21 protein-coding genes are annotated in these 26,170 nt (G+C 67.1%); 16 read left to right on the forward strand and 5 right to left on the reverse strand.

Features of this window, described 5'->3' with window-relative positions; genetic code table 11:
* Positions 1-19 precede the first annotated feature (19 nt).
* The 5 genes from A5757_RS05590 to A5757_RS05610 form a co-directional block, all read right to left on the reverse strand.
* Positions 20-304 carry a DUF732 domain-containing protein gene (locus tag A5757_RS05590; RefSeq protein WP_066829876.1) on the reverse strand — a complete coding sequence of 95 codons (285 nt, stop codon included), beginning with the start codon at positions 302-304 and terminating at the stop codon, positions 20-22.
* Between the two features lie 273 nt (positions 305-577).
* Positions 578-1,180, reverse strand: coding sequence for a hypothetical protein (locus tag A5757_RS05595; RefSeq protein WP_066829880.1), 603 nt, complete (start codon positions 1,178-1,180; stop codon positions 578-580).
* The gene (locus tag A5757_RS05600; RefSeq protein ID WP_066830355.1) at positions 1,161-2,330 is read right to left on the reverse strand and encodes a hypothetical protein; all 1,170 of its coding nucleotides are present in this window, start codon (positions 2,328-2,330) and stop codon (positions 1,161-1,163) included. Before A5757_RS05600 ends, A5757_RS05595 begins: the two co-directional genes overlap by 20 nt.
* Positions 2,331-2,375: 45 nt before the next feature.
* On the reverse strand, positions 2,376-3,476 hold the full coding sequence (locus tag A5757_RS05605) for a hypothetical protein (RefSeq protein WP_066829883.1): 1,101 nt from the start codon (positions 3,474-3,476) through the stop codon (positions 2,376-2,378).
* A 10-nt stretch (positions 3,477-3,486) separates the two neighbouring features.
* Positions 3,487-4,722 (reverse strand): threonine/serine exporter ThrE family protein, encoded by a 1,236-nt coding sequence (locus A5757_RS05610; protein ID WP_066829886.1) that lies wholly within the window; start codon positions 4,720-4,722, stop codon positions 3,487-3,489.
* Positions 4,723-4,802: 80 nt separating this feature from the next.
* Here A5757_RS05610 and dop point away from each other — a divergent pair, with 80 nt between their 5' ends.
* The 16 genes from dop to A5757_RS23585 all read left to right on the forward strand — a co-directional run bounded on the left by dop (position 4,803) and on the right by A5757_RS23585 (position 26,148).
* Complete coding sequence (gene dop / locus A5757_RS05615; RefSeq protein ID WP_066829889.1) at positions 4,803-6,311, forward strand: depupylase/deamidase Dop; 1,509 nt, start codon at positions 4,803-4,805, stop codon at positions 6,309-6,311.
* 95 nt (positions 6,312-6,406) lie between these two features.
* A complete protein-coding gene (locus A5757_RS05620) occupies positions 6,407-6,601 on the forward strand; it encodes a ubiquitin-like protein Pup (protein WP_066830357.1) in 195 nt (64 codons plus the stop codon).
* 104 nt (positions 6,602-6,705) lie between these two features.
* Positions 6,706-7,488, forward strand: a complete 783-nt coding sequence (prcB, locus tag A5757_RS05625; protein WP_231983904.1) for a proteasome subunit beta — start codon at positions 6,706-6,708, stop codon at positions 7,486-7,488.
* An 11-nt stretch (positions 7,489-7,499) separates the two neighbouring features.
* Entirely contained in the window at positions 7,500-8,234 is a 735-nt protein-coding gene (prcA, locus tag A5757_RS05630) for a proteasome subunit alpha (protein ID WP_066829896.1), read from the forward strand.
* 169 nt (positions 8,235-8,403) lie between these two features.
* Positions 8,404-10,830, forward strand: a complete 2,427-nt coding sequence (locus tag A5757_RS05635; protein ID WP_066829899.1) for an FAD-dependent oxidoreductase — start codon at positions 8,404-8,406, stop codon at positions 10,828-10,830.
* A gap of 2 nt (positions 10,831-10,832) precedes the next feature.
* Entirely contained in the window at positions 10,833-11,978 is a 1,146-nt protein-coding gene (solA, locus tag A5757_RS05640; RefSeq protein ID WP_066829903.1) for an N-methyl-L-tryptophan oxidase, read from the forward strand.
* Entirely contained in the window at positions 11,975-13,135 is a 1,161-nt protein-coding gene (locus A5757_RS05645) for an aromatic ring-hydroxylating dioxygenase subunit alpha (RefSeq protein ID WP_066829906.1), read from the forward strand. Before solA ends, A5757_RS05645 begins: the two co-directional genes overlap by 4 nt.
* 4 nt (positions 13,136-13,139) lie before the next feature.
* Positions 13,140-14,633, forward strand: a complete 1,494-nt coding sequence (locus A5757_RS05650; RefSeq protein WP_066829909.1) for an aldehyde dehydrogenase family protein — start codon at positions 13,140-13,142, stop codon at positions 14,631-14,633.
* Between the two features lie 10 nt (positions 14,634-14,643).
* Complete coding sequence (locus tag A5757_RS05655) at positions 14,644-16,164, forward strand: APC family permease (protein ID WP_066829912.1); 1,521 nt, start codon at positions 14,644-14,646, stop codon at positions 16,162-16,164.
* Positions 16,157-17,674 carry a GMC family oxidoreductase gene (locus tag A5757_RS05660; protein WP_066829915.1) on the forward strand — a complete coding sequence of 506 codons (1,518 nt, stop codon included), beginning with the start codon at positions 16,157-16,159 and terminating at the stop codon, positions 17,672-17,674. Before A5757_RS05655 ends, A5757_RS05660 begins: the two co-directional genes overlap by 8 nt.
* A 51-nt stretch (positions 17,675-17,725) precedes the next feature.
* Positions 17,726-19,516, forward strand: coding sequence for a putative nucleotidyltransferase substrate binding domain-containing protein (locus A5757_RS05665; RefSeq protein ID WP_066830359.1), 1,791 nt, complete (start codon positions 17,726-17,728; stop codon positions 19,514-19,516).
* A 10-nt stretch (positions 19,517-19,526) separates the two neighbouring features.
* On the forward strand, positions 19,527-20,312 hold the full coding sequence (locus A5757_RS05670) for an IclR family transcriptional regulator (RefSeq protein ID WP_066829916.1): 786 nt from the start codon (positions 19,527-19,529) through the stop codon (positions 20,310-20,312).
* A 92-nt stretch (positions 20,313-20,404) separates the two neighbouring features.
* Positions 20,405-21,763, forward strand: coding sequence for a Pup--protein ligase (gene pafA, locus A5757_RS05675; protein ID WP_156618190.1), 1,359 nt, complete (start codon positions 20,405-20,407; stop codon positions 21,761-21,763).
* 65 nt (positions 21,764-21,828) lie between these two features.
* Positions 21,829-22,659, forward strand: a complete 831-nt coding sequence (locus A5757_RS05680) for a hypothetical protein (protein ID WP_231983894.1) — start codon at positions 21,829-21,831, stop codon at positions 22,657-22,659.
* Positions 22,660-22,924: 265 nt separating this feature from the next.
* On the forward strand, positions 22,925-23,860 hold the full coding sequence (locus A5757_RS22680) for a hypothetical protein (RefSeq protein WP_231983895.1): 936 nt from the start codon (positions 22,925-22,927) through the stop codon (positions 23,858-23,860).
* 1,532 nt (positions 23,861-25,392) lie between these two features.
* Entirely contained in the window at positions 25,393-26,148 is a 756-nt protein-coding gene (locus tag A5757_RS23585) for a secretion protein EccK (protein WP_231983896.1), read from the forward strand.
* Positions 26,149-26,170: the final 22 nt, after the last annotated feature.

Here is a 26,170-nt window from a genome sequence, read left to right on the forward strand (position 1 = left end):
AGGTCGGCTCCGGTCGGGATCAGGCGCAGAGGTTCGCAGCGGCCGCGTCGTAGAGCAGCTGTGCGTCTTCGGCGTTGATCTGGTTGCTGGTGTTCTGGTAGATCGCAACGACGGTGGTCCCTTCGGCGACCCCGTTGGCGATGTCCTCGCACACCGCATGCCCCAGGGCGATCGACGCATCGTTGACGACGATGCCGCCGGCCGAGATCGCCTCGCCGTAGGAGGCTTCGTCGGCGGCGGCGGGCGCGGCGAACGACAGTCCGAGCGCGAGGGCTGCGGCGGCGGGGAGGAGGAGCTTCTTCATGGTTCTTTTCCTTCGGGGAGGAGCAACGGAGCGCCCCTGCTCCAAGCGTGTTTCGCGGGGAGTTCGTGGCGTGCGAGAAGCGTAGAACCGCGCTTCGTTATCCGCCCGATATCGAAATCTGATCGAATCGTTGTGATTGCACCAGCAACGACATCGTTGACCCCATCGGCCCCACGCGTCACCATTTCTGCACTTCAGCGGCACCCCGTGCGGTGTTTGCCTGATTCGCGGGCCCGGTAATTCAGTTGGCGGTCAGATACCGGTTCTCGCCGGTCAGACGCACAACGAGTAACTGTTGGCGAAGTCGTCCTGCAGAACGCTGGCCTTGCGGGTGGAGGTGTCGACGCGTAACGGTGCGTCCAGCACCCTGGTCTCGTAACGCCAGCCCGCGGGGAGCTTGAGCTGGTCCGCGAGGCCGTACAGGTCCGCCAGGGTCAGGTCGGGATCGACCGTCTGACTCCAGGTCTGCATCACCCACCGGCGGCCCTCGGGATCGATCAGTTCGAAGACCGGACGGCCAGCGCCGAAGACGAAGACCGCCCGACGGTCGACCTCGTTGACCGAATAGGGCGCGGGGTTCATCGAGGAGAGGGTCACCGTGGCCTGCAGCAGCATGTCGATTCCGCCGAACGTCTCGGTGCGGGTGTCGGTGCCGCCGGGTTTGTCGATATGGCTCATCAGCCAATAGCGCGGACCGTTCAGCAGGGCCGCGGCGGCCCCGTGCTCCGCAGCGATCGCCGCAGGGTCGAGACGACGCCACAGATCGGCCGGACAGTCGTTGAGAGGGTAGGTGTTGTACACGCTGGCCTGCGGGCCGGACTCCGTCACCCGGACCAGGAGTACCTCGCCGTAACGCTTACCGAAGACGTCGTCCATGTGTGCGCTCCTTGTCTGACTCGACCTCGAGGTAGGCGTCGCGCCCGGCCAGGCTGACCGCGACGTCGGCGATCAGCGGTTCGAAGAAGCGCTGACGGTAGTGGGCGTCGACGCTGGTGCTGACGGTGAAGTAGAGACCCGACAGCACGGCGACGAACAGCGAGGTGTGCACGACGGTCTGCGGTACGGGTACGTGGATCCCGAACCATGTTCCGGCACAGGGTGGTTCACCGACCGCGCATGTCTGTTCGCCGGACCACAGCACGGTCACGTCGTCCGGGATCGCGATCATGCCGAGTGCGAGGAAGAACGCGAAAAGACCCGCGGTGAACAGCACCACCTGAATGGCCTGCGCCACCACCATGACCGCGACGATGTTGACCTGTTCAGCTGTCGACAGCGGAAACCGTTGCGGTTGCGGACGAGCCAGCACGGCCAGTGGCGTGCCGGCCAACATGGCGACGGGATCAGATTGCCCGGCCCGGTCGTCGCGCAGCGCGATGACCTCGTCGCGAATCGTGGTGACCATGAACGCGATCGCCACCACCGCCAGGAAGCCGATCGTCTGCCACAGTCGTTCGCGGGTCATCCGCGCGGAGAGCTGCCACAGCTCGCCGGTGAAATAGACGACCACAGTGAGCATGAGTAGCGGCAGCGCCCGGCTCATCAGCGTGGCCAACGCCCCGAGTTGGGTCCAGGCGAACCGGAAGGCCCACAACGCGATCGAGCCGAAACCCAGGTAGGTCAGCCAGATGGCGAGCAGCGAAACCAGCAGGAAGGCGGGTACCTCGGCCAGTGCGGCCCCGGACCAACCGTCCACCGTCACCGGCATGACGACCACGAACACGGCCATCACCAGGAGTGCGCCCGAGCGGCGGCCGGCCTCGCTGAGCCGGGTTCCGTTGCGGTGCAGCATGAACAGGACGAACGGCGCGGCAACCAGGACGGCAGTGATGATGCCGAGACGGGTGACGTAGCCGTAATCCGGGTGGCCGCCGGTGAGTTCGGCGAGCAGCATGGTCAGTGCCGTCAGCGCCCCGAGCCCGCTGACCATCGGTGCGGAGCGTTCGATCAGCGCATGGGAGCGCACCCGGCGCCGCAGCACGAGGGGAAGGCCGCGCCGCAGGAACCAGTCATGCACCTGCCGCATGTCGGACACGCGAACATTGTGCGTGATCGAACGGTCCGGACGGTGTCAGTCGGCGCGGCCGGTCCGATACGCGCCGCGGGTCTGCAGCGTCACCCGCAGGTCCTCGAACAGCGGGTCGAGGAAATCGGCGCGATGTTCGGGATCGCTGACCGCGCGCGCACTGAGGTACATGAACGTCAGGCCGCCGAGGAAAAGCGTGACGTGGGTCAGTGCCAGCGGCACCGGCAGGACGATGTCGAACAGGGACGCATGGGTGGTGACACCGTCGGTCCAGTGCTCCAGAACCGGTGGAGTCAGCACGATGAACCCGAGCGCCAAAAAGATGGCCATGGTCACCAGCGCAACGGTCAGGGTCTGGATGACCTGCGATCCGACGGCGACGAACAGGAGATTGGCGCGCTCCGCCAGACTCAGCGGGGCGACGCCGCTGTCCTGATCGACGCCGGCGGTCAACGCGCGCGTGCGCTCCCGCAGGCTCACCGTGAGGAACGAGATCGCGATGGCGGCCATGAACGCGGCCAGCAGCCAGAAGCGGTCGGTGGTCAACTTGGCGGCCATCGCCCACACCGGCCCGTTGAAGAAGGCCAGCACGGTGAGCAGGACGACGGGCAACGCACGGGCGGCCAGCCGCCCCGCGGACGCAAGATGGCTGACCGTCGTCCGGACGGTCCACGCCAGCACCGCCCCGAGACCGGAGGCGGTGGCGAGCAGGATCGCGGACAGCACCGCGATGTCGGTGACGGTGTCGGTGAGCGCGTCGAGCGGGCCGTCCTGATAGAGGTCGGACAGGGGGCCGAGCACGATTGCGGCGATCGCGACGGCGCGCCGTGCGCGGCGGTCCCGGAGGCGCGAGACCGCCCAGGCGGCGGCGCCCATCACCGGGGTGCACAACACGAGCAGCGCCAGGATCGTCCAGTCCCGCAGGGTCGGGTCCTGCTCGATGTGGATGTCGTCGCCGCCCGACAGGATCGCGATCGCGAGGCTCGCCACCATCAGCGTCAGGTAGGCCGCCAATCCCGGCGCGCTGCGTGACAGCACCCCGGACCATCGGTCGCGGGGCCGCAGCACGGCGGGTACGCCGCGGGCGAGGAACCATTCGACCGTGTCGTGTTGCGGAGTGTCCTGTTGCGCGACGGGCGGTGTCATTCGTGGCCTTTCAGTCGCGGAAGAGTCGCGGGTCGTCGGAGGCGCTGAATTGGCGCACCAGCCGCCACAGCAGTAACCCGAACTGCACACCGACAGCGATGGAGATCATCGAGATCAGCGTGGCGGCGAACACCGCCGTACTGTCGGTGCCCATCAGTTCGGTGACGCCCATCAGGCCGAGCGAACCGGGTACCAGCATCCAGAACCCCGGCAGGATCAGCGACACCGTCGCCGGCGTGCCGGGGCGGTGCGAGATGGCGAACGCGGTCAGCGTCAGGACGAGTCCGCCGACGAATCCGCTGGCATAGCTGCCCAGGACCGCGCCGCCGACGACCTGACCGGTGTAGGCGGTGCCGAGCATCAGCAGCATCCACGGCAGGAACCGGGCGGGCGGCCCGAAGAAGAGCAGGCCGCCGACCGCGTAGACGACCAGTCCGACCCACGGCGCCCAGGGACCCATCCGGTTGATCGGGGTGGTGATGAGGTGGTCGTCGGCGATGCCCGCCACCTGCGCGGCGATCAGGATGCCGAATGCCAGCTGCGCGATCCGCATGAATCCGGAGATCAATCGACTTGCGCCCGAGACCATCTGGCGGCTGGACAGTTCTATGACGGCGAGGGTGATCGCCGCGCCGGGCAGGAAGGCGGCCAGCGGCGGCGCCAGCGCGCGGAGGCTGGCGTCGCCGAGGTGCAGGTGGTCGACGGCGGTGAACGCTGCCAGTGACACCAGAAATGCGCAGATCGTGGGCAGGAGTTGGGCCAGCGCGTCGCTGCGCCGGCCCAGTTCGCACAGCGCGCCGACCACGGCGCCGAAGACAACGGCCAGCAGCAAGGTCAGCGGGGCGGGCTGCAGGATCAGCGCGAGCCCCGCAGACTGCAACGCGTAACCGATCACGCCGACCCAGGCGGGGTAGCGCATCGGTGTCGCCCAGATGCGCTCCAGTTCGGCGCTCCCCTCGACGGGGTCGATCGAACCCTTCTGCGCCTTGGCGATCAGGGTGGACAGCGCGAAGGTCTGGTCGAACCTCAGATCGCGGTCGGGGTGGGCGATGGACAGCGAGCCGGAGGCCGCGTTGCCGACCTGGACGTAGTTCGGCAGCGCCAGGTACTGATTGTCCAGACCGTAGGCCCGGGAGGCGGTGACCATGGTGTCGCGCACCATCGTCACCGGATAGTTCGCCGACGCCATGGCCGCGCCGAGCCCGGCGACGAAGTGCAGGGCAGCGGAATCGCGGTCGCCGGTCATCGGCAACAGTCCATCAACTGCGTTTGCGCACCGCAACCGCCGGTCATCGGCACCGGCGTGGCGTCACCTACGCTCTGTGTATGCAGCGGATCATCGGAACGGAGGTCGAATACGGCATCTCGTCGCCGTCGGACCCGACCGCAAATCCGATCCTCACCTCCACCCAGGCAGTCCTCGCGTACGCCGCGGCGGCCGGTATCCAGCGTGCCAAGCGCACCCGATGGGACTACGAGGTGGAGTCACCTCTGCGCGACGCCCGCGGGTTCGATCTGAGCCGTTCGGCCGGGCCACCGCCGATCGTGGACGCCGACGAGGTCGGCGCCGCCAACATGATCCTCACCAACGGCGCGCGGCTCTACGTCGACCACGCCCATCCGGAGTACTCCGCGCCCGAGGTCACTGATCCGATGGACGCGGTGATCTGGGACAAGGCCGGCGAGCGCGTGATGGAGGCCGCCGCCCGCCACGTCGCCAGCGTTCCCGGCGCGGTCAAACTGCAGCTGTACAAGAACAACGTCGACGGTAAGGGTGCGTCGTACGGCACCCACGAGAACTATCTGATGAGCCGGCAGACGCCGTTCTCCGCGGTGATCGCGGGTCTGACGCCGTTCCTGGTGTCCCGCCAGGTCGTGACGGGGTCCGGACGCGTGGGCATCGGACCGTCCGGCGACGAACCGGGTTTCCAGCTGTCCCAGCGCGCGGACTACATCGAGGTGGAGGTCGGCCTCGAAACCACGCTCAAGCGGGGCATCATCAACACCCGCGACGAACCGCACGCCGACGCCGACAAGTACCGCAGGCTGCACGTCATCATCGGCGACGCCAACCTGGCCGAGACGTCGACCTATCTGAAGGTGGGCACCACCTCACTGGTGCTCGACCTCATCGAGGAGGGGCCTGCGCACGGCCTTGACCTCAGCGATCTGGCGCTGGCGCGGCCGGTGCACGCGGTGCACGTGGTCAGCCGCGATCCGTCGTTGCGGGCCACCGTCGCACTCGCCGACGGTCGCGAGCTGACTGCGCTCGCACTGCAGCGCATCTACCTCGACCGGGTCGCCAAGCTGGTCGAGGCGCGCGATCCCGACCCGCGCGCGTCCCACGTGGTCGAGACCTGGGCGCACGTACTGGATCTGCTCGAGCGCGATCCGATGGAGTGCGCCGAGATCCTGGACTGGCCGGCGAAACTGCGGCTGCTCGAGGGCTTTCGAAACCGGGAGAACCTGGCCTGGTCGGCGCCGCGGCTGCATCTGGTCGACCTCCAGTACTCCGACGTCCGGCTGGACAAGGGGCTCTACAACCGGCTGGTGGCCCGCGGTTCGATGCAGCGCCTGGTCACCGAACAGCAGGTGCTCGACGCGGTGGACAATCCGCCGACCGACACGCGCGCCTACTTCCGCGGCGAATGCCTGCGCCGGTTCGGCGCCGACATCGCCGCGGCGAGTTGGGACTCGGTCATCTTCGATCTCGGCGGCGATTCGCTCGTGCGGATTCCGACCCTGGAGCCGCTGCGAGGCAGCAAGTCGCACGTCGGTGCGCTACTGGACTCGGTCGACAGCGCCGCCCAGCTGGTCGAGCAGCTGACGAACTGAGGCCCTGTCACCCGCGGCAATCCGGAGCCAGACCGGTAGTGTGAAAGAACGACGGGTGGTGGTCAGCCCGTTGATGACAAGTGCAGGAGGCGGCGATGGCGCAGGAGCAGACCAAGCGTGGTGGTGGCGGCGGCGATGACGACGATCCGACCGGCAGCACGGCCGCCGGGCAGGAACGTCGCGAGAAGCTGACCGAAGAAACCGACGATCTGCTCGACGAGATCGACGACGTCCTCGAGGAGAACGCCGAGGACTTCGTGCGCGCGTACGTCCAAAAGGGCGGACAGTGACCTGGCAGCAGTTCGAGCCGCTCGCCAATCCCTTCTCCCCGTCGACTCCCGGAGCTTCTTCGGTGACATCCGCGTTCCCTGGGAACCTGTCGTCGTTTTCCGACATGCTGCGTCACCAGGCGCCGCACCTGTTGCCCTTCGGCAGCCCTGACGCCCGTGCCGGCGTCACCGATGCGGTGCCGCACGGCACCACGATCGTCGCGCTGAAGTTCCCCGGCGGGGTGGTGATGGCCGGTGACCGGCGCGCGACCCAGGGGCACATGATCGCGAGCCGGGATGTGCAGAAGGTGTACATCACCGACGACTACACGGCGACGGGCATCGCGGGTACCGCGGCGATCGCCGTTGAATTCGCGCGGCTCTACGCCGTCGAACTCGAGCACTACGAGAAGCTCGAGGGAGTGGCGCTGACGTTTCCGGGCAAGGTGAACCGGCTCGCCACTATGGTGCGCGGAAACCTGGGCGCGGCGCTGCAGGGCTTCGTGGCGCTCCCGCTGCTGGCCGGCTACGACCTCGACGATCCGAATCCCGAAGCGGCGGGACGCATCGTGTCCTTCGACGCGGCCGGCGGCCACAATCTCGAAGAAGAGGGCTACCAGTCGGTGGGCTCGGGGTCGATCTTCGCGAAGTCGTCGATGAAGAAGCTCTACAGCCGCGTGGTCGACGCCGAGTCGGCACTGCGGGTGGCGATCGAGGCGCTCTACGACGCCGCGGACGACGACTCCGCCACGGGCGGACCGGATCTCGTGCGCGGGATCTTCCCGACGGCAGTCATCCTCAGCGCGGACGGCGCCGAGGAGGTCGGCGAGGAGCGGATTGCCGGACTCGCCCGCGAAATCATCCAAAGTCGTTCGCGCGCCGATACGTTCGGCCCCGACGCCGAGTAGGCAGGCACTTCGTGAGCTTCCCGTACTTCATCTCGCCCGAACAGGCGATGCGCGAGCGTTCCGAACTCGCGCGCAAGGGCATCGCGCGCGGCCGCAGCGTGGTGGCGCTGGCCTACGCCGACGGCGTGGTCTTCGTCGCGGAGAACCCGTCGCGTTCGCTGCAGAAGGTCAGCGAACTCTACGACCGGGTGGGCTTCGCGGCCGTCGGCCGGTTCAACGAGTTCAACAACCTGCGTAGCGGCGGTATCCGGTTCGCCGACACCCAGGGCTATGCGTACTCGCGCCGCGACGTCACCGGCAGGCAGTTGGCCAACGTCTACGCGCAGACGCTCGGCACCATCTTCACCGAGCAGGCCAAACCGTACGAGGTCGAGCTGTGCGTGGCCGAGGTCGCCCACTTTGGGGAGACGAAAGCCCCTGAGCTGTACCGCATCACGTACGACGGATCGATCGCCGACGAGCCGCATTTCGTGGTCATGGGCGGCACCACCGAACCGATCATCGCCAAGCTCAACGAGTCCTTCGCCGAGAACGCCGAGCTCGGCGATGCGGTGCGCATCGCGGTCGAGGCACTCGAGGTCGGCAGCGGCAACGGCGCCGACGCCAAGGTCCTGGATCCGTCGACGTTGGAGGTCGCCATCCTCGACGCCAACCGGCCGCGCCGGGCCTTCCGTCGGATCACCGGCTCGGCGCTGGAACCGCTGCTGCCGCAGCGCGCCGCGGAGGCCGGCGAACCGGCCGAATAGCCTTCCCGGCACACGTCCACCGAAAGCCGCCGACCGCCTGACGGTCGGCGGCTTTTCGCGTGTCCACCTTGCGGAGGTGGCCGATGAGGTGAATGATCTGTGTTGCGTATTAAACATTGCGTTGCGTATCGCGCAACACCACAGTCCAGTCCTCGGAAGAGGTCGTGCCATGCCCAAAGTCGTCGTGATCGGTGCCGGAATCGTCGGCACCTCACTGGCCGACGAGTTGACGGCCAGAGGGGTCACCGATCTCACGGTCGTCGACCGCGGCCCCCTGTTCGCCACCGGCGGCTCGACCTCGCACGCGCCAGGACTGGTTTTCCAGACCAACCCTTCGAAGACCATGACCGCGTTCGCGCGCTACACCGTCGAGAAGTTCCGCGCGCTGGACCATCCGGACGGGTGGGCGTTCAATCCGGTCGGTGGCCTCGAGGTGGCCACCACCGCCGAACGATGGGCGGATCTGCACCGCAAGGCCGGGTGGGCGCAGGCATGGGGGATCGATGGCCGGCTCGTCACCGCCGACGAATGCGTCGCGCTGCACCCGCTTCTCGACCGCGACCGCATCCTCGGGGGCTTTCACACCCCCGGCGACGGGCTGGCCAAAGCGGTGCGCGCGGCCGAGGCCCAGGCCCGCCGCGCGATCGCCCGTGGCGCGACATTCCGCCCGCACACCGAGGTGCTGGGGGTGACCGACCACGCCGGTCGGGTCACCGGCGTGCGCACGTCGTCCGGGGACATCGAGGCGGACATCGTGGTGTGCGCTGCGGGATTCTGGGGCGCCCAACTCGCCGAGCAGGTCGGGTTGGTGGTCCCGCTGGTGCCGATGGCGCATCAGTACGCCCGCACCGGTCAGATCCCGGCGCTGGTCGGCCGCAACACCGAACTCAGCGAGGCGGGTCTCCCGATCCTGCGCCACCAGGACGCCGATCTGTATTTCCGCGAACACGTCGACCGCATCGGCATCGGTTCGTACGCGCACCGGCCCATGCCGGTCGACATGTCCACCCTGATGGCCGACACCGCCGACGAGGCCATGCCCTCGATGTTGCCGTTCACCGACGACGACTTCAGCCCCGCGTGGCGCGATGCCGTCGAATTGCTTCCCACGCTGAATGATTCGAAGGTCGAAGAGGCGTTCAACGGCATCTTCTCGTTCACCCCGGACGGCTTCTCCATCATGGGCGAACACCGCGACCTGGCCGGCTTCTGGGTGGCAGAGGCGGTGTGGGTGACCCACTCGGCGGGTGTGGCGAAAGCGACGGCCGAGTGGATCGTCGAGGGCACCCCGTCGCTCGATGTCAGCGAATGCGACCTCTACCGTTTCGAGGACGTGGCCCGCAGCCCTGAGTTCGTCCTGCAGACCAGTTCGCAGGCGTTCGTCGAGGTGTACGACATCGTCCACCCCCATCAGTACCGGGAGGCGTTGCGCGGCCTGCGGACCAGCCCGTTCCACGACCGGCACCGCGATCTCGGCGCTCACTTCTACGAGGGTGGGGGATGGGAGCGACCGGCCTGGTTCGGGGCCAACGCCGGATTGCTCGACGGCCTGGAGATCCCGCCGCGCGACGACTGGGCCGCGCGGTTCTGGTCGCCCATCTCGATCGCGGAGGCGAAGGCGACCCGCGACCGGGTGGCGATGTACGACATGACACCGCTGACCCGGTACGAGGTCGCTGGTCCCGGCGCCGCGGCGTTCCTGCAACGGATGACCACCAACAACGTCGACAAGAGCGTCGGGTCGGTCACCTACACCCTGATGCTCGACGAGGCAGGCGGTATCCGCAGCGATCTGACCGTCGCCCGACTCGGTCCGACCATCTTCCAGGTGGGCGCCAACTCGCCGCGCGACTTCGACTGGCTGGAACGGCACCGGCCCGACGACGTGACACTGCGCGACATCACCGGAGCCACCTGCTGTGTCGGCGTATGGGGCCCGAGCGCGCGGGACATGGTGGCGCCGCTGTGCCGCGACGATCTGTCCCACAGCGCGTTCCGCTACTTCCGCGCCGTGAGCACCCATCTCGGCGCCATCCCCGTGACGATGATGCGGGTGTCCTACGTCGGCGAACTGGGCTGGGAGATCTACGCCGGCGCGGAATACGGCGCCGCGCTGTGGGATCTACTCTTCGAGGCGGGCCAGAACCACGGTGTGATCGCGGCGGGCCGCGTCGCCTTCAACAGCCTGCGCATCGAGAAGGGCTACCGCAGCTGGGGCACCGATATGACGACCGAGCACCGGCCCGACGCCGCCGGGCTGGGGTTCGCCGTCCGGATGGACAAGGGCGACTTCATCGGCCGGGCCGCCCTCGAGCGGGCCGCTGCGTCACCGAAGTCGTTGCGCAGCATCGTCTTCGACACAGCGGATGCGGTCGTTCTCGGTAAGGAGCCGGTGTACCTGGCCGGTGCCTGCGCCGGATACGTGACCAGCGCCGGATACTCGGCCACGATCGGGCGCACCATCGCCTACGCGTGGCTGCCCGCAGGCGTCGGCACCGGCGCCGCGGTGACGGTCGACTACCGCGGAGACCACCTCTGCGCCACCGTCTGCGACGAGCCGGTGGTCGACCCCGACATGCTGCGAATCCGGAGATAGCCATGGCCCACACGTCGCACGCGGACGTCATCGTGATCGGCCTGGGCGGGATGGGCAGCGCCGCCGCCTACCATCTGGCCGCCCGCGGGCAACGGGTCATCGGGCTGGAGAAGTTCACCCCGGCCCACGATCGCGGTTCGAGCCACGGCGGTTCCCGCATCATCCGGCAGTCCTACTTCGAGGACCCGGCATACGTGCCGCTGCTGCTGCGCGCCTACGAACTCTGGGACAAGTTGGCCGCGGATTCGGGCCGCGAGGTGTACCGGATGACCGGCGGTCTGTTCCTCGGCGCCCCGGACTGTCTGACGGTCGCCGGCAGCCTGCGGGCGAGCCGGGAATGGGGGCTGCCGCACAAGATGCTCGACGCGGCCGAGATCGCCTCGCGGTTCCCGACGTTGACCCCGAACCCGGGTGATGTGGCGCTGTACGAGGCGAAAGCCGGTTTCGCCCGGCCGGAGACGACCGTGCAGGCGCACCTGGATCTCGCCGCGCAGGCCGGGGCCGATCTGCGCTTCGGTGAGGAGGTGACGGGCTGGGCCGAGACGCCGCACGGTGTCGCGGTGACGACCGCGGCAGGCACCTACCGGGCCGGTCAGGTGGTGATCTGCCCCGGCGCTTGGGCGCCGAACCTACTGGCGCAGTTCGGGATTCCGATCACCGTCGAACGGCAGGTGCTGTACTGGTTCGATCCTGTCGGCGGCACGACGCCGTTCGAGCAGCACCCGATCTTCATCTCCGAGGACGCGGCCGGCGCGCAGGTCTACGGATTTCCCGCCATCGACGGTCCGGGCGGTGGTGTCAAGGTGGCCTTCTTCCGTAACGGTGTCGAGTGCACCCCCGAGACGATCGACCGCACCGTGTACGACGAAGAGGTCGACGAGATGCGCCGGGAGATCGTGCGCCTGCTGCCGGCGCTGGACGGGCCGCTGCTGCATTCGGCGACCTGCATGTACTCGAACACCCCCGATCAGCATTTTGTCATCGCGCGCCATCCCGACGCGGCCAATGTGACCGTGGCGTGCGGATTCTCCGGCCACGGCTTCAAATTCGTACCGGTGGTAGGGGAGATCCTCGCCGACCTGGCCAGCACCGGCACCACCGCACATCCGATCGCGCTGTTCGACCCCCGCAGGCTGGTGACCTCATGACCGAACTGGCAGTCAATCCGACGTCGGCGCTGCTGGCCACCCTCAGCGGCGAGTACTACACCAGTCCGGCAGTGTTCGCCGCCGAGCAGGAGCGCATCTTCGAGAACATGTGGTTCTGCGCGGCCCACTCGGCGGACCTGGCGTTGCCCGGCAAGTTCAAGAAGGTTCAGGTGGGCCGTGAGAGCATCCTGATCCTGCGCGCGCGGGACGGCGTACTACGGGCGTTCCTCAATGTCTGTCGGCATCGCGGCGCACAGCTGTGCACCGAGTCCGAGGGCCAGGTCAAGCGCAGCATCCGCTGTCCGTACCACTCCTGGAACTACGCACTGGACGGCAAGCTGATGGCCGCCCCGAACATCGGCACCCTCACCGACGAGACCGGCGCGGGGATCGACCGCTACAAGTACGGCATGGTGCCGGTGGCGCTCACCGAATGGCTCGGATACGCCTGGGTGTGCCTGTCGGACACACCGCCCCCGTTCGACGACGTCGTCGCCGACGTGACGAGAACCCTGGGAGACGCTGAGGCCATCGACCGCTACGGGATCGGCGGTCTGGAGGTGGGCCGGCGGATCGTCTACGACGTCGCGGCCAACTGGAAATTGATCGTCGAGAACTTCATGGAGTGCTACCACTGCAGCTCCATTCACCCCGAACTCGTCGACGTGCTGCCCGAGTTCGCCCGCGGTGTGGCCGCGCAGGCCAGCGACGGCCAGGGAGCCGAGTTCGGTTCGGAGATCGATGGGTTCACCATCGACGGTTCGGAGGGATTCGACCGGCTGCCCGGCATCTCACCCGAGCAGGACCGCCGCTACTACGCGATCACCGTGCGGCCCAGCGTCTTCGTGAACCTGGTGCCCGACCACATCATCTTCCACCGGATGTATCCCCTGGCCGCCGACCGCACCGTGGTCGAATGCGACTGGCTCTATGCCCCGGACGTGGTGACGACGGGCCGCGACGTCTCCCACTCGGTCGAGCTGTTCCACCGGGTGAACCAGCAGGACTTCGAGGCGTGCGAACGCACCCAGCCGGCGATGTCGTCGCGCGCCTACCGGCACGGCGGTGTGCTCGTACCTGCCGAACACCACCTCGCGGAGTTCCATCAATGGGTAGTGTCCCGTCTCGGCACGTCGGACGGCAGCGCAAGGGGCTAGACCCATGGACGGTGAACCGGACCTCCTGATCGGGGGGTCGTGGCAGTCGGCGTGCGACGGCGGCCGACGGGACATCGTCAACCCGGCCGACGGAAGCATCGCCGCCACCGTCGACGAGGCCCACCCCGACGACGCCACCGCAGCGATCGCCGCCGCCCGCTCCGCGTTCGACCACGGCGCGTGGCCGGCCACCCCGGTCGCCGAACGCTGCGCACTGCTTGACCGGGTCGCCGACCTGCTGGCCCGGGACAAGGAAGCACTATCCCTGCTGGAGACCCGCGACACCGGAAAGACCCTCGCCGAGAGCCGGATCGACATCGACGACGTCATCTCGGTGTTCCGGTACTACGCGCGACTGGCGGCCGTGCAGGCCGACCGCGTCGTCGACGTCGGCGATCCCGAGGTGATCAGCCGGGTGGTCCGCGAACCGATCGGCGTCTGCGTGCTCATCGCACCGTGGAACTATCCGCTGTTGCAGATGTCCTGGAAGGTCGCGCCCGCGCTCGCTGCCGGGTGCACGCTGGTCATGAAACCCAGCGAGGTCACCCCACTGTCGACGATCGCGTTCACCCGGCTGCTCGAAGAGGCCGGCAGTCCCGCCGGCGTGGTGAACCTGGTGCAGGGCAGCGGAGCCCGCCTCGGACCCGCTCTGACCGACACAGCGGACGTCGACCTCATCTCGTTCACCGGAGGTGTGGCCACCGGCCGCGTCATCGCCGAGACCGCTGCCAAGCACGTCACCAAGGTCGCGCTCGAACTGGGCGGGAAGAACCCGCACATCGTGTTCGCCGACGCCGTGACCAACGACGCCGATTTCGACGCATCGGTCGACCACGTCCTGACCGGTGTGTTCCTGCACTCCGGTCAGGTGTGTTCGGCCGGCACCCGGCTGATCATCGAGGAGTCCATCGCCGACGACTTCGTCGCCGCACTCGCCGACCGCGCGGCGCGCATCCGTGTCGGCGACGGCCTCGACCCCACCAGCGAGACCGGGCCGCTGGTCTCCGAACAGCACCGCGCCAAGGTCGAAGACTATGTCGCGCTGGGTCTTTCCGAAGGGGCCACGCTGGTGTGTGGGGGCCGGCGGCCCGATGATCCGGCGTTGGCGACAGGCAGCTTCTACCTGCCCACGATCTTCGACGGGTGCGACCGGTCGATGCGCATCGTCACCGAGGAGACCTTCGGCCCCATCCTGACCGTCGAACGGTTCACCGAGGAGGCCGAGGCGATCATGCTCGGCAACGACACGCACTACGGTCTCGCGGCGGGCGTCCGGACCTCCGACGCCGCCCGGGGCGAACGGGTCGTACGCGCTCTGCGGCACGGCACGGTGTGGCTCAACGACTTCGGCTACTACACCGCCGCCGCGGAGTGGGGCGGCTACGGGAAGTCGGGCAACGGACGTGAGCTCGGTCCGGCTGGGCTCGCCGAATACCAGGAACTCAAACACATCTGGCACAACACGGCGACGCGGCCGGCGGGCTGGTTCAAAGGCTAGGAGACACGTCATGGTCATCAAGGACGCGCATGCCGACAGCGGGATGGAGGACTTCGGTTACCGCGAGTCGCTCGACCGCAGCATCGGCAAGTTCGCCAGCTTCGCCGCCGGGGTCAGCTACATCTCGATCCTCACCGGCACCTTCCAGCTGTTCTACTTCGGCTTCGGCACCGCGGGCCCGGCGTACCTGTGGTCGTGGCCGATCGTCTTCGTCGGCCAGATGGCGGTCGCGCTGTGCTTCATGGAACTCGCCGCGAAATACCCGGTCGCGGGCTCGGTTTACAACTGGAGCAAGAAGCTGGCCAGCAGACTCGTCGGCTGGGTATCGGGCTGGCTGATGCTGACCGCCTCGATCGTCACGATCTCCGCGGTGGCGCTGGCCTATCAACTGAACCTTCCGCGGCTGTGGAGCGGCTTCCAGATCATCGGCGACGGCAGCGACAACGCCTCCTATGCCGCCAATGCCGTTCTGCTCGGCACGATCCTGATCGCGTTCACCACCCTGGTGAACGCACTCGGCGTGCGGCTCATGGCGATGATCAACAGCAGCGGCGTGTTCATCGAACTCATCGCCGCTGTTCTCATCGTCGTGCTGCTGGCGGTCAACCTGCAGAACAGTCCCGAGGTCTTCTTCTCCACCAACGGTTATGGCGCCGGCGAGAGCATGGGATACCTCGGCGTGTTCCTGATCGCGTCGCTGGCGTCGGGTTACGTGATGTACGGATTCGACACCGCCAGTTCGCTCGGTGAGGAGACGGTGGAGCCGCGGCGCACCGCGCCCAAGGCGATCGCGCGGGCGATTCTCGCGTCGTTCGTGATCGGCGGCGGCATCCTGGTGTTCGCGGTGCTGGCGGCCCCGAACCTGGAGGATCCGCAGTTGGGCGAGAGCTCCGGCGGTCTGCAGTACATCGTCGAGCAGGTCATGTGGGGACCGCTGGGCAAGATCTTCCTGGCCTGCATCGTCATCGCGGTGACGGTGTGCACGCTGGCGGTGCACACCGCGGCTATCCGGCTGACGTTCGCGATGGCGCGCGACAACGCGCTGCCGTTCGGCGAACGGCTGGCCACCGTCCATCCCAAGACGCAGACGCCGATCATCCCCGCCGTCACGATCGGTGTCATCTCGGTGATCATCCTCGTCATCAACATCGGTCAGCCGAAGATCTTCACGGTGCTCACCTCGATCGCGATCATCATGATCTACCTGGCCTACCTGATGGTGACCGGTCCGCTGCTCAAGAAGCGGTTGCAGGGACAGTGGCCGCCCAAAGATCTGAAGGAGGGCGGCTATTTCACGATGGGCAGGTGGGGTCTGCCCGTGAACATCGTCGCGGTGGTGTGGGGGGTCGGGATGGCCCTCAACCTCGCGTGGCCGCGCGCGGTGGTGTACGGCGAAGGGTGGTACTACGAGTGGGGCGCCTTCATCTACATCGGCGTGATCCTCGGCGCCGGTCTGCTCTGGTATTTCGTCAAGGGCCGCAACCACATCGGGTGTCTGAAGTCCCACGCCGCGGAGTCGGTTGATGGCTGACGCCTTCGATTACGTCATCGCCGGTGGCGGAACTGCGGGATGTGTTCTGGCCGCGCGATTGTCGGAGGATCCCGACGTCACGGTATGCCTGGTCGAGGCGGGTCCCTCCGACGTCGGTGACGACAAGATCCTGGTGTTGTCGGACTGGATGCACCTGCTGGACTCGGGCTACGACTGGGATTACCCGGTGGAACCGCAGGAACGCGGCAACTCGTTCATGCGGCACGCGCGGGCCAGGGTGCTCGGCGGCTGCTCCTCGCACAATTCGTGTATCGCCTTCCACCCGCCGGCCGAGGCGCTCGACGAATGGGTCACCATGGGCGCCGAGGGCTGGAGCGCCGCGGAGATCCTCCCCCTCACCCGGCGACTCATCGAGACGGTGGGACTGCGCGACGTGCCGCCCAACGATCCCTGCGGCGTCGCGGTTCTGGAGGCGGCAGCGCTGGTCGGGCTGCCGACCGTTGAGTTCAACCGCGGCGAGACGGTGCGCAACGGCGCCGGCTGGTTCCAGATCAACGCCGACGACGACGGCATCCGCAACTCGACGTCCAAGTCGTTCCTGCACCCGATCCTCGACAGCCGTCGCAACCTGGAGATCCGTACCGACTGCTGGATCGCCGAGGTCCTGTTCGACGAGCAGCATGAAGCGACAGGTGTGCGCTATCAGCGGCCCGATCTGACCGGATACGACACCGTGACAGCGCGGCGCGAGGTGATCCTGTGCGCCGGCGCGATCGACACCCCGAAGTTGTTGATGCTGTCCGGGATCGGCCCGACGGCTCATCTGCGCGAGATGGGCATTCCGGTACGGGTGGACTCGCCCGGCGTCGGCGCGAACCTGGACGACCACGTCGAAGGACTGGTGTTCTGGGAGGCCGCCCGGCCCATGGTCGACACCTCCACGCAGTGGTGGGAGATCGGGCTGTTCGCGACCGTCGACGACGGTGTGGCCCAACCGGATCTGATGATGCACTACGGCAGCGTGCCGTTCGACATGAACACTCTGCGGCGCGGCTATCCCACCACCGACAACGGATTCTGCCTGACGCCCAACGTGACCCAGGGCCGCAGCAGGGGCACAGTACGGCTGCGCACTCGGGACTTCCGGGACCGCGCCCGGGTTGATCCGCGCTACTTCACCGACCCGGACGGTTACGACGAACGGATCATGCTGGCCGGGGTGCGGTTGGCTCGCCGAATCGCCGAACAGAAGCCGTTGGCGCAGTGGGTGGCCCGCGAACTCGCGCCGGGACCGGACGCCACCACTGACGACGAACTGCTCGACTACATCCACCAGTGCCACAACACCGTCTACCACCCGGCGGCCACGGCGCGGATGGGCGCCGTGAACGACCCGATGGCGGTCCTTGACCCGCAGCTGCGTGTCAAGGGGGTGTCGCGGCTGCGGGTCGTCGACGCCTCCGCGATGCCGAAACTACCTGCGGTCAACCCGAATATCACCGTCATGACGATGGCGGAGAAGTGCGCTGATCTGATCCGGGCGGGCTGACCGGACGTGGATCTGCGCGCCTTCCTGGCCGAGCACACCCCTTTCCAGTCGATGCCCGAGGACGAACTCGAGCGGCTGGCACAGGAGGCGACGGTGGAGAGGTTCGCCGCGGGTCAGCAGATCGCGGACTACGCGCAGCGGGCGCCCGATGACGTCCGGATGGTGCTCGACGGTCAGGTCTCGCTGCAGGCCAGCGGTGACGGCGCGGTGCTCGACACCGTCGGGGTAGGCGGGATCTTCGGCTACACACCGCTGCTCACCGGCGGCGGTATGCAGTTCGAGGCGTACGCCGCGGTGCCGAGCTCAGTGGTCCGATTACCGGCAAGCCGGGTGCGGGACCAATTCGCCCGGCCGGCGGGGCTGGCGTTCCTCGCGTCATCGGCGTGGACCGCGACCGCTCCCGAGACCAGCGGATACCGGCCGACGCTGACCGCACCCGAGAGCGACGGCCGGGTCGTCGGCGACCTGATTCGCGGTGATCCGTTGATCGTCGACCCGGATACCTCGGTGCGCGACGCCGTAATCGCAATGACCGGGAGGCATGTGTCATACGCCTTGATCCGGCTGCGCAACAATCGATTCGGGATCTTCACCGATCGCGATCTGCGCACTCGGGTGGTAGCGGCGGGTGCGTCCGTCGACGTGTCGGTGGCCGCGGTGATGAGCGCACCGGTGCGCACCGTCACCGCGGACCTCACCAGCGAGACGGTCCTCATGGAGATGCTCGAGGCGGGGTTGCGGCACATGCCGGTGGTCGACGCGCGCGGCGTGGTCGTCGGCGTACTCGAAGACGGCGACCTGCTCGCCGCGTCCGCACGCCAGAGCTTTCTGCTGCGCCGGGCCATCGGATCGGCGTCCGACGCCGACGAACTGCAGCGCGCGAGCCGCGGCGTCACAACACTGGCCGGCGAGCTGTTCCGCAACGGCACCAAAGCCTCGGCTGCGAGTGCGATCTTCTCTGTCGTCATCGACACCCTGGTGCGCCGGGCGCTGCAGGTGGCGCTCGCGGAAGCCGGGCACCCGCCGCAGGAGGGCGTGGCGTGGCTGACGCTCGGCAGCGTCGCCCGCCGGGAGGCCATGCCGTCCTCGGACGTCGACAGTGCGCTGTCGTGGCGCCCCCAGGTCGCCGGCGAGGCGGGACGGTTGCGGGCGATCGCCGCCCGCACCCACGAGATCCTCGACCGCTGTGGACTGGTCTCGGACCGCAACGGGGCGGTCGCATCGGCACGCGGATTCTCCCGATCCGCCGCGGAATGGTCTGCCGCAGCACAGCAGTGGCTCGATGATCCGCTCCGCGACCGGGGCCTGATCCTGTCGTCACTGCTGATCGACGGCCGGGTGGTGTGGGGCGATCCCGCATTGCACACGGTGCCTGCCGCGTACCGCCGGATGCGCGACGAGTATCCGAACGCCCTGCGGCTACAGCTGTTGGACGCGCTGTCGGGGCGGGTGCGGACCCGATCGCTGCGAGATGTGCTGGCGCGTCGCGGTGGGACGTTCGACCTGAAGAGCCACGCCGTCACCCCGATCGTCAACCTGGCGCGCTGGGGCGGGCTGGCCGCGGGCGTGACGTCGGCGAGCACCCCGGCGCGCCTGTCGGCGGCGGCAGCGGCGAAGGCGATCAGCGAGCCGGACGCGACGATGCTGTGCGACGTCTTCTTGATGCTGCAACGGTTGCGGATGGCCCATCAGGCCGAGCAGATGGTGGCGGGCCACACCCCCGGCGACGTCATCACCATGTCGGAACTGTCGCCGCTGAACCGCAGTCTGCTCAACGACGGACTGCGGGAGATCGCGGCTGTGCAGCGCCGGGTGCGCCACTTCGGGATCGCGGCGGTCTAGGCTTCCGGCGATGGCACGGGACGACGAGAGACCCGCGGCGGCGGTGCAGTCTGTCGACCGCGCCCTGCTCGTCTTGGAGATCATCGCCCGATCGGGACAGGCCGGGGTCACTGAAATCGCGGCGGAACTCGACGTGCACAAATCGACGGTGTCACGGTTGATCGCGGTCCTGGAGGGCCGCGGCTTCGTCGAGCAGATCTCGGGCCGGGGCAAGTACCGGCTCGGATTCGCGATCGCCCGGCTGGCCCGGGCCGCCAGCGGCCACCTCGACCTCGGCCGGCTGAGCCAGGACATCTGCGACGGGCTCACCGACGCGCTCGGGGAGACCACCAACGTGGCCATTCTCGACGAGGACCGCATCGTCAACGTCGTCGAATCGATCGGACCAGGAGAGATCACGCTGCGCACCTGGGTTGGGCAGAACTGTCCGGCGCATGCCACGTCAAGCGGCAAGGTGCTGCTCGCGGCGTTGGATGTCGCCGAGGTGCGGGCCCGCCTACCCGTGGAGCTGCCGAAGTTCACCCCGGCCACCATCGACACCCTCGACGATCTGCTGACTGAACTGACGGAGGTCCGCGAACGGGGCTGGTCGACGGTCTGTGAGGAGCTCGAGGTGGGCCTCAACGCGGTCGCGGCTCCGGTGCGCGATGCGAATGATCAGGTGATCGCGGCGCTGAGCGTGTCGGGTCCGGCGTACCGAGTGGGTGAGGACAGCTTCGCCGAGGTGGCCAAGCAGACGGTGGCCGCAGCCGACGCGGTCAGCCGTCGGCTGGGCTGGATCGACACACCGCGTTGACGTGACAGTCAGACGCCTCGGTGTCAACACACACCGCGTCTGATCCCGGCCATGACGACCGTTTGACGGGACGACCCCGTAAGCTCGTTGACGTGCAGCGACGAATCATGGGCATCGAAACTGAATTCGGCGTGACCTGCACGTTCCATGGTCATCGCCGGCTCAGTCCGGATGAAGTTGCCCGCTATCTCTTCCGTCGAGTGGTGTCGTGGGGCCGCAGTTCCAACGTGTTCCTGCGCAACGGTGCCCGGTTGTATCTCGACGTCGGCTCGCACCCGGAGTATGCGACGGCCGAATGCGACAACCTGCACCAGCTCGTCACCCATGACCGGGCCGGCGAGCGGGTGCTCGAAGATCTGCTCATCGACGCCGAGCAGCGCCTCGCCGACGAGGGCATCGGCGGCGATATCTACCTGTTCAAGAACAACACCGACTCGGCCGGCAATTCGTACGGCTGCCATGAGAACTACCTGATTGTTCGAGCCGGCGAGTTCTCGCGGATCTCCGATGTGTTGTTGCCGTTCCTGGTGACGCGCCAGCTGATCTGCGGCGCGGGAAAGGTGCTGCAGACGCCCAAGGCGGCGACGTTCTGCCTCAGTCAGCGCGCCGAACACATCTGGGAGGGCGTGTCCTCGGCGACCACGCGTTCGCGTCCGATCATCAACACCCGCGACGAACCGCACGCCGACGCCGAGAAGTACCGCAGGCTGCACGTCATCGTCGGCGACTCGAACATGTGCGAGGCCACCACCATGCTCAAGGTGGGCACCGCGTCGCTGGTCCTGGAGATGATCGAGGCCGGGGTGCCGTTCCGCGACTTCTCGCTGGACAATCCGATTCGCGCGATCCGCGAGGTCAGCCACGATCTGACGGGTAGGCGGCCGGTGCGACTGGCCGGTGGCCGGCAGGCCAGCGCCCTGGACATCCAGCGGGAGTACTACTCGCGGGCGGTGGACTATCTGCAGACGCGGGAGCCGAACACCCAGATCGAGCAGGTGGTGGACCTGTGGGGCCGCCAGCTCGACGCGGTGGAGAGCCAGGATTTCGCGAAGGTCGACACCGAGATCGACTGGGTGATCAAGCGCAAGCTGTTCCAGCGCTATCAGGACCGCTACGACATGGAGCTGTCGGACCCGAAGATCAGCCAGCTCGACCTGGCTTATCACGACATCAAGCGCGGGCGCGGGGTGTTCGACCTGCTGCAGCGCAAGGGTCTGGCGACGCGGATCACCACCGACGAGGAGATCGAGGCGGCGGTCAACACGCCGCCGCAGACGACGCGGGCCAAGTTGCGGGGTGAGTTCATCAGCGCTGCGCAGGAGGCCGGCCGAGACTTCACGGTCGACTGGGTGCATCTGAAGCTCAACGATCAAGCCCAGCGCACAGTGCTCTGCAAAGACCCTTTCCGGTCGGTCGACGAGCGGGTGAAGCGGCTCATCGCCAGTATGTAGCCCACGATCAGTTTGGTGCGGCGACCCCTGGCGGGCCTCGGGTAACATTTGCTGCACGGTTACTGGTGGGGCTGCCGGTGCGTGTTCACGGGTCGGCGTCGCTGCGCGCTGGGCGATTGGGGGCATCGATGGAAGAGTTGCGGGTCAACACCGGAGAGCTGGCCAGCGGCGGTAATGGCCTGGTTGACGGGGCCAACGCGATTCCGGACCCGTTGCCCCCGCTCGTCGTCGAAGGCACCGACGCGCTGTCCCGGGCGATCCAGAACCGTACCCAGCAGATCGAGCAGCCGTTGATCGACGGGTTGCCGCGCACCAGGGAAGAGGCGCTGGCGACGGCGCGGAACATCATCAAGGCAGCCGGGATGTACGAGCAGACCGACCAGCAGGTCGCTGACCAGGTGGCGCGCGCGCTCGAGGCACAGGGTGTCGGCGGTGGCGGCGCTGCGGGTGCGGGCGCGGGTGGTGCCGGTCAGGCTGGCCAGATGATGGGCATGCCGATGCAGATGGCGCAGCAGGCGGCGCAGATCCCGATGCAGCTGGCGAGTATGGCGGCGCAGATCCCGCAGGGGATCATGCAGGGCATCCAGAGCGGGATGCAGCAGATGAGCCAACTTTCGGGTCAGATCGGTGAGATCGGCGGGGCGGGCAAGGGCGACGAGTCGCGGCTGGCCGAGGAGCTGCGTGAGGCCGACGAACGCGACGATGAGAAGGACGAGCGCCCGAAGGCCGATGAAGGTGGGGCCGGGCCGGAGCAGGGGACCGGCGAGCGCGCGCCAGACGTGGGGCCGAGCCAGCCGGCGCCGGCTGTGCCGCAGAGCGGACCGGTGCCTGAGGCGCCGCCCGCACCGAAGCCGGCGCCGACGAGGCCGGCTGGATCAGATTCGATTGTGTTGTGACAGTGAGCTTTCCTGACGCGAAGGTGCGTATATGACTTTGCCTCCTCCTCCCAACACTCCGTATGGCGGGCCGCATGGGGATGGCTTTGGTGGTGGCCCGCAGTGGGGGAGTCAGCAGCAGCCGGCACCGGCGGGGGGCCAGTTCGGTGGACCGCCGCCGTGGGGTCCGCCGCCGGGACAGCCGCAGTGGGGAGGCCCGCCGTCCGGTCCGCCGCCCAAGGGTGGAAAGAGCAAGTGGATCCTGGGCGGGATCATCGTGGCGCTGGTGGTTGCGTTGGCGGTGACGGTCACGGTGTTGGTCATGCGCACGGATTCAGATGCGCCGACGCCCGCCGATGGCGGTGATTCGGAGTTCGCGAGTGCGGGCGACACCGGGCCGGTGAATATCGTTACTGAGGATCCGACGTGTGATGCGTGGGGGAGGATTTCACGAGACTATTCCTCACGCACTCAAGCCGTTGGGTGGGGGGACCGTGACCAGTCAGTCCCCGAAAGCGAGTGGACCCCTCAGCAACGGTCAATGTATGAGTCGGTGGTGGACGCACAGGAAGACGCCTCCGCGCAGGCTGAGAACTTGCTTAAAGAAACGCCCCACAGAGTAGTCCGCGAATTGATTGAGCAATTCCGAGTTTACTCGAAAGCATTTGCCGAAAAAGTTCCCACCTACGTCCAGGCAGATGACGACCTAGCAGTGGTTACGGATACTATTGCGTCTGCCTTATCTAACATTTGTTCTGCTGTAAACCAAGGTTCGGCCCAGTCGGTCGCACCGATGATTCCAGCGCCGGACGCGCCGACATCCCCTCTCAAGCCAGGTAGCGATCGAGCGGAGTCGCGATTCATTGCAGTATCCTCGAAGTCCTGTGATGAATGGCGGTCGCGGTCCGATAAGTTTACGGAGCAGACTCAGGATTGGCGTCTAGTCAGCCCAAGCCTAAGCGCAAGGGAGTGGACCCCCTCACAAAGAGCAACCGTAGATGCTGTCATACCAGTAATGGCAGCGAACGCCGAAAAAATGCAAATGCTTGGTTTCTCGAGCGACAACCCACTTTTCGAGGATTTTGCTGTGCTAGCAGCACAGTACCAGCGTGCCTATATTGAATCCATACCTGGCTTCACAAGTAAAGACGCGCACCTAATGGAAGCGGCAACCTATCTGGCTAACACAATTTTCTGGGCTTGCAGAGCAGTTCAGCGGTGATACCTATGGGAGTGCAGCGCCCATCAGGGCCATATGCGGCGGAAATGACTGGCGCTGGAGCATGGCCGGAGGTAGACGAAACCGCATTCACGGAACGTGCAAATGAGCTCAGCGGCAAGTTATCGGAGCTGACGAACGCATCGGAGACATGGGGCACGAATCACTCGACGATCTTCAATGGCCCAGATGTCTGGACCGGGAAAAGCGCGGGAAAGGCGGGAGATCGCGTCAGCAAGCACGGTGCAGCCCTAAAGGAGCATGAACAGCAATTGCGCGATGCTGTGACATGGTGCAACGAAGCCGCAGCTAATGTTACAGGCGCTAAAGAAGCAATCAAAGATAATGTCAAAGTAGCTCAAGAGGAAATCGGCCGTCTAGAACGTGAAGCCGCGAATGCTAATGAAGATGCGACCAGTGCGATCAAGACCCTCGTCAATCAAAAATACTTTGAGAACTTCAACACTGTAAGTAATCATGCAGCTTCGTTCGGCGGCCATCCGGGCGTGCCCGAGGCTCCATTCGAAATGTCGGAAGACAACTCCGAAGTCGGTCCTCAACTCGAAGCCGATGACGGCGATCAGACAGTGCTCGCTAGCTGGAGCGGGCGCGGAGAACGCGCGACCCAACCTTCATCCACACCACAAGCCGCGACGACACCTGCAGAAGCCGACTCGACGCCTGTGAGCGCATGGGCAAAGGACGGGCAGCGCAGTAGCGCGGCTGCTGCGACACAAGAACCGTCCGCGCCGGGCGTTCTTGGCAGCGGCCCAGAGCCTGTGCCCGCGTGGGCTGCTGATGGAGGACGGACGTCCCCACAGGCCAGCGTGCCCGCGCCCAGTGGAGCGGCACCTGCCCCTTCACAGGGACCGAGGTCGCCTGGCGGTACGCCGCCAACTTTGGGAGTGTCCCCCTCACCCGCAAGCTCCAGCGGATCATCACCCACTGCAAGCCTCGGCGGCGGCAGTGGTATCAGCAGCGGTTCCGGCGTGTCGACCAGCCCGGGCGGTGCTGACGCCATGAGCGGTCTGTTCGGCAACCAATCTGGTTCGGAGACAACCGGATTCGATCCCAGCCAGGCCGGCGCCGGCGGACATCCGACAGCGGCAACTGGTGCGCAACAGCCGATGCCCATGGCGCCTGTCGCGGATGCGTTGTCGAACATCGGGCCAGCGGTGCAGGCGGCGTCTACTCCCATGCCCCCGCCGTCTATTCCGATGGACCTTGATGCGACGGCGGCCAGTTCTGCCGCCACTCAGCAGGCCAGTGCGCCCGTCGCTCCCACGGCGCCACCCGCAGCGCCCGTGGCTCCGCCGCCTTCGAGCGCGGGTTCGTTTGCCGGCGGTGGAGCGCCAATGCCGCCTTCGATGCCGCTCGGCCCCCCACCCACACCGTCGCCGGCGGCTCCGGTCGCGCCAGCCGCGGCGGTGGGTCCCGCCCCGGTGGCTCCCACCTCGAGCGCCTCGTCGGTGGTGGGCGCTCCCGCCCCACTGCCCGTATCGACCGCTCGCGCGCAGCGCGATCTCATCGCTGGGGTGACCAGCCGTGGGTCAAGCGGCAACCCAATTCAGGTCGCCCGGCGAATCGGCGCTGCGCTCAACGCCATTCAATCTCCCGACTTCGGATTCTTCTGGGTTGTCGGCGTCGCACAAGACGGCGCCATCCTCGCGGCGAACAGTTACGGCGTCGGGTACAGCCCCGAAGGCGTCAAGCTGCCCGAACCGGTTCGGATGGTCAGCGCCGATGAGTCGATCCCCCTCGAGGAGCGAGCGAAGTGGGCGACGTATCCCATGCTGGCCCTGCACGGTTGGGCTCAGCACCACGAAACCTCGCTGCGCGCCGTCGTCGCTACAGCCGAGCAGTTCGCCGGCTTCGATCCGGGAGCGCCGCGGGTCGTGCTGGAACCCGACGACATCCCGGAGAAGGGCGACATGGCCGGGCGGTCGAGGTTGGAAGTAGTCGCTCCATCCGCGGCGAAACAGCTCGCTTCAATGCCAGACAGCGCACTCGCCGATCTGCTACCGCCAGCGCCCGCGGACACGACACCGCCAGTCGATGACTCGGCAATGCTGTGGTTCGACGTAATGAAACCGTTGATGAGCGCAGCACCTGACCGCGGAATCCCACACCTGCAAGCCATGGTGACCTACGCCGACCACGCGCAGGTGCTCGCCTTGCATGCCGCCCACGTGGCAACCGATGCCGCAGCTCTGCGAGCAGCCATCACCGACTGGATCTATTGGCAGCACGTAAGTGTCATGAGCGCCGACGCCATCGCCGTAGGCAAGTAAGTCGTAACCGGTCCAGGTGAGG

The organism is Mycobacterium sp. 852013-51886_SCH5428379 (assembly GCF_001665575.1).
In the GTDB taxonomy this organism is placed as follows: Bacteria; Actinomycetota; Actinomycetes; order Mycobacteriales; family Mycobacteriaceae; genus Mycobacterium.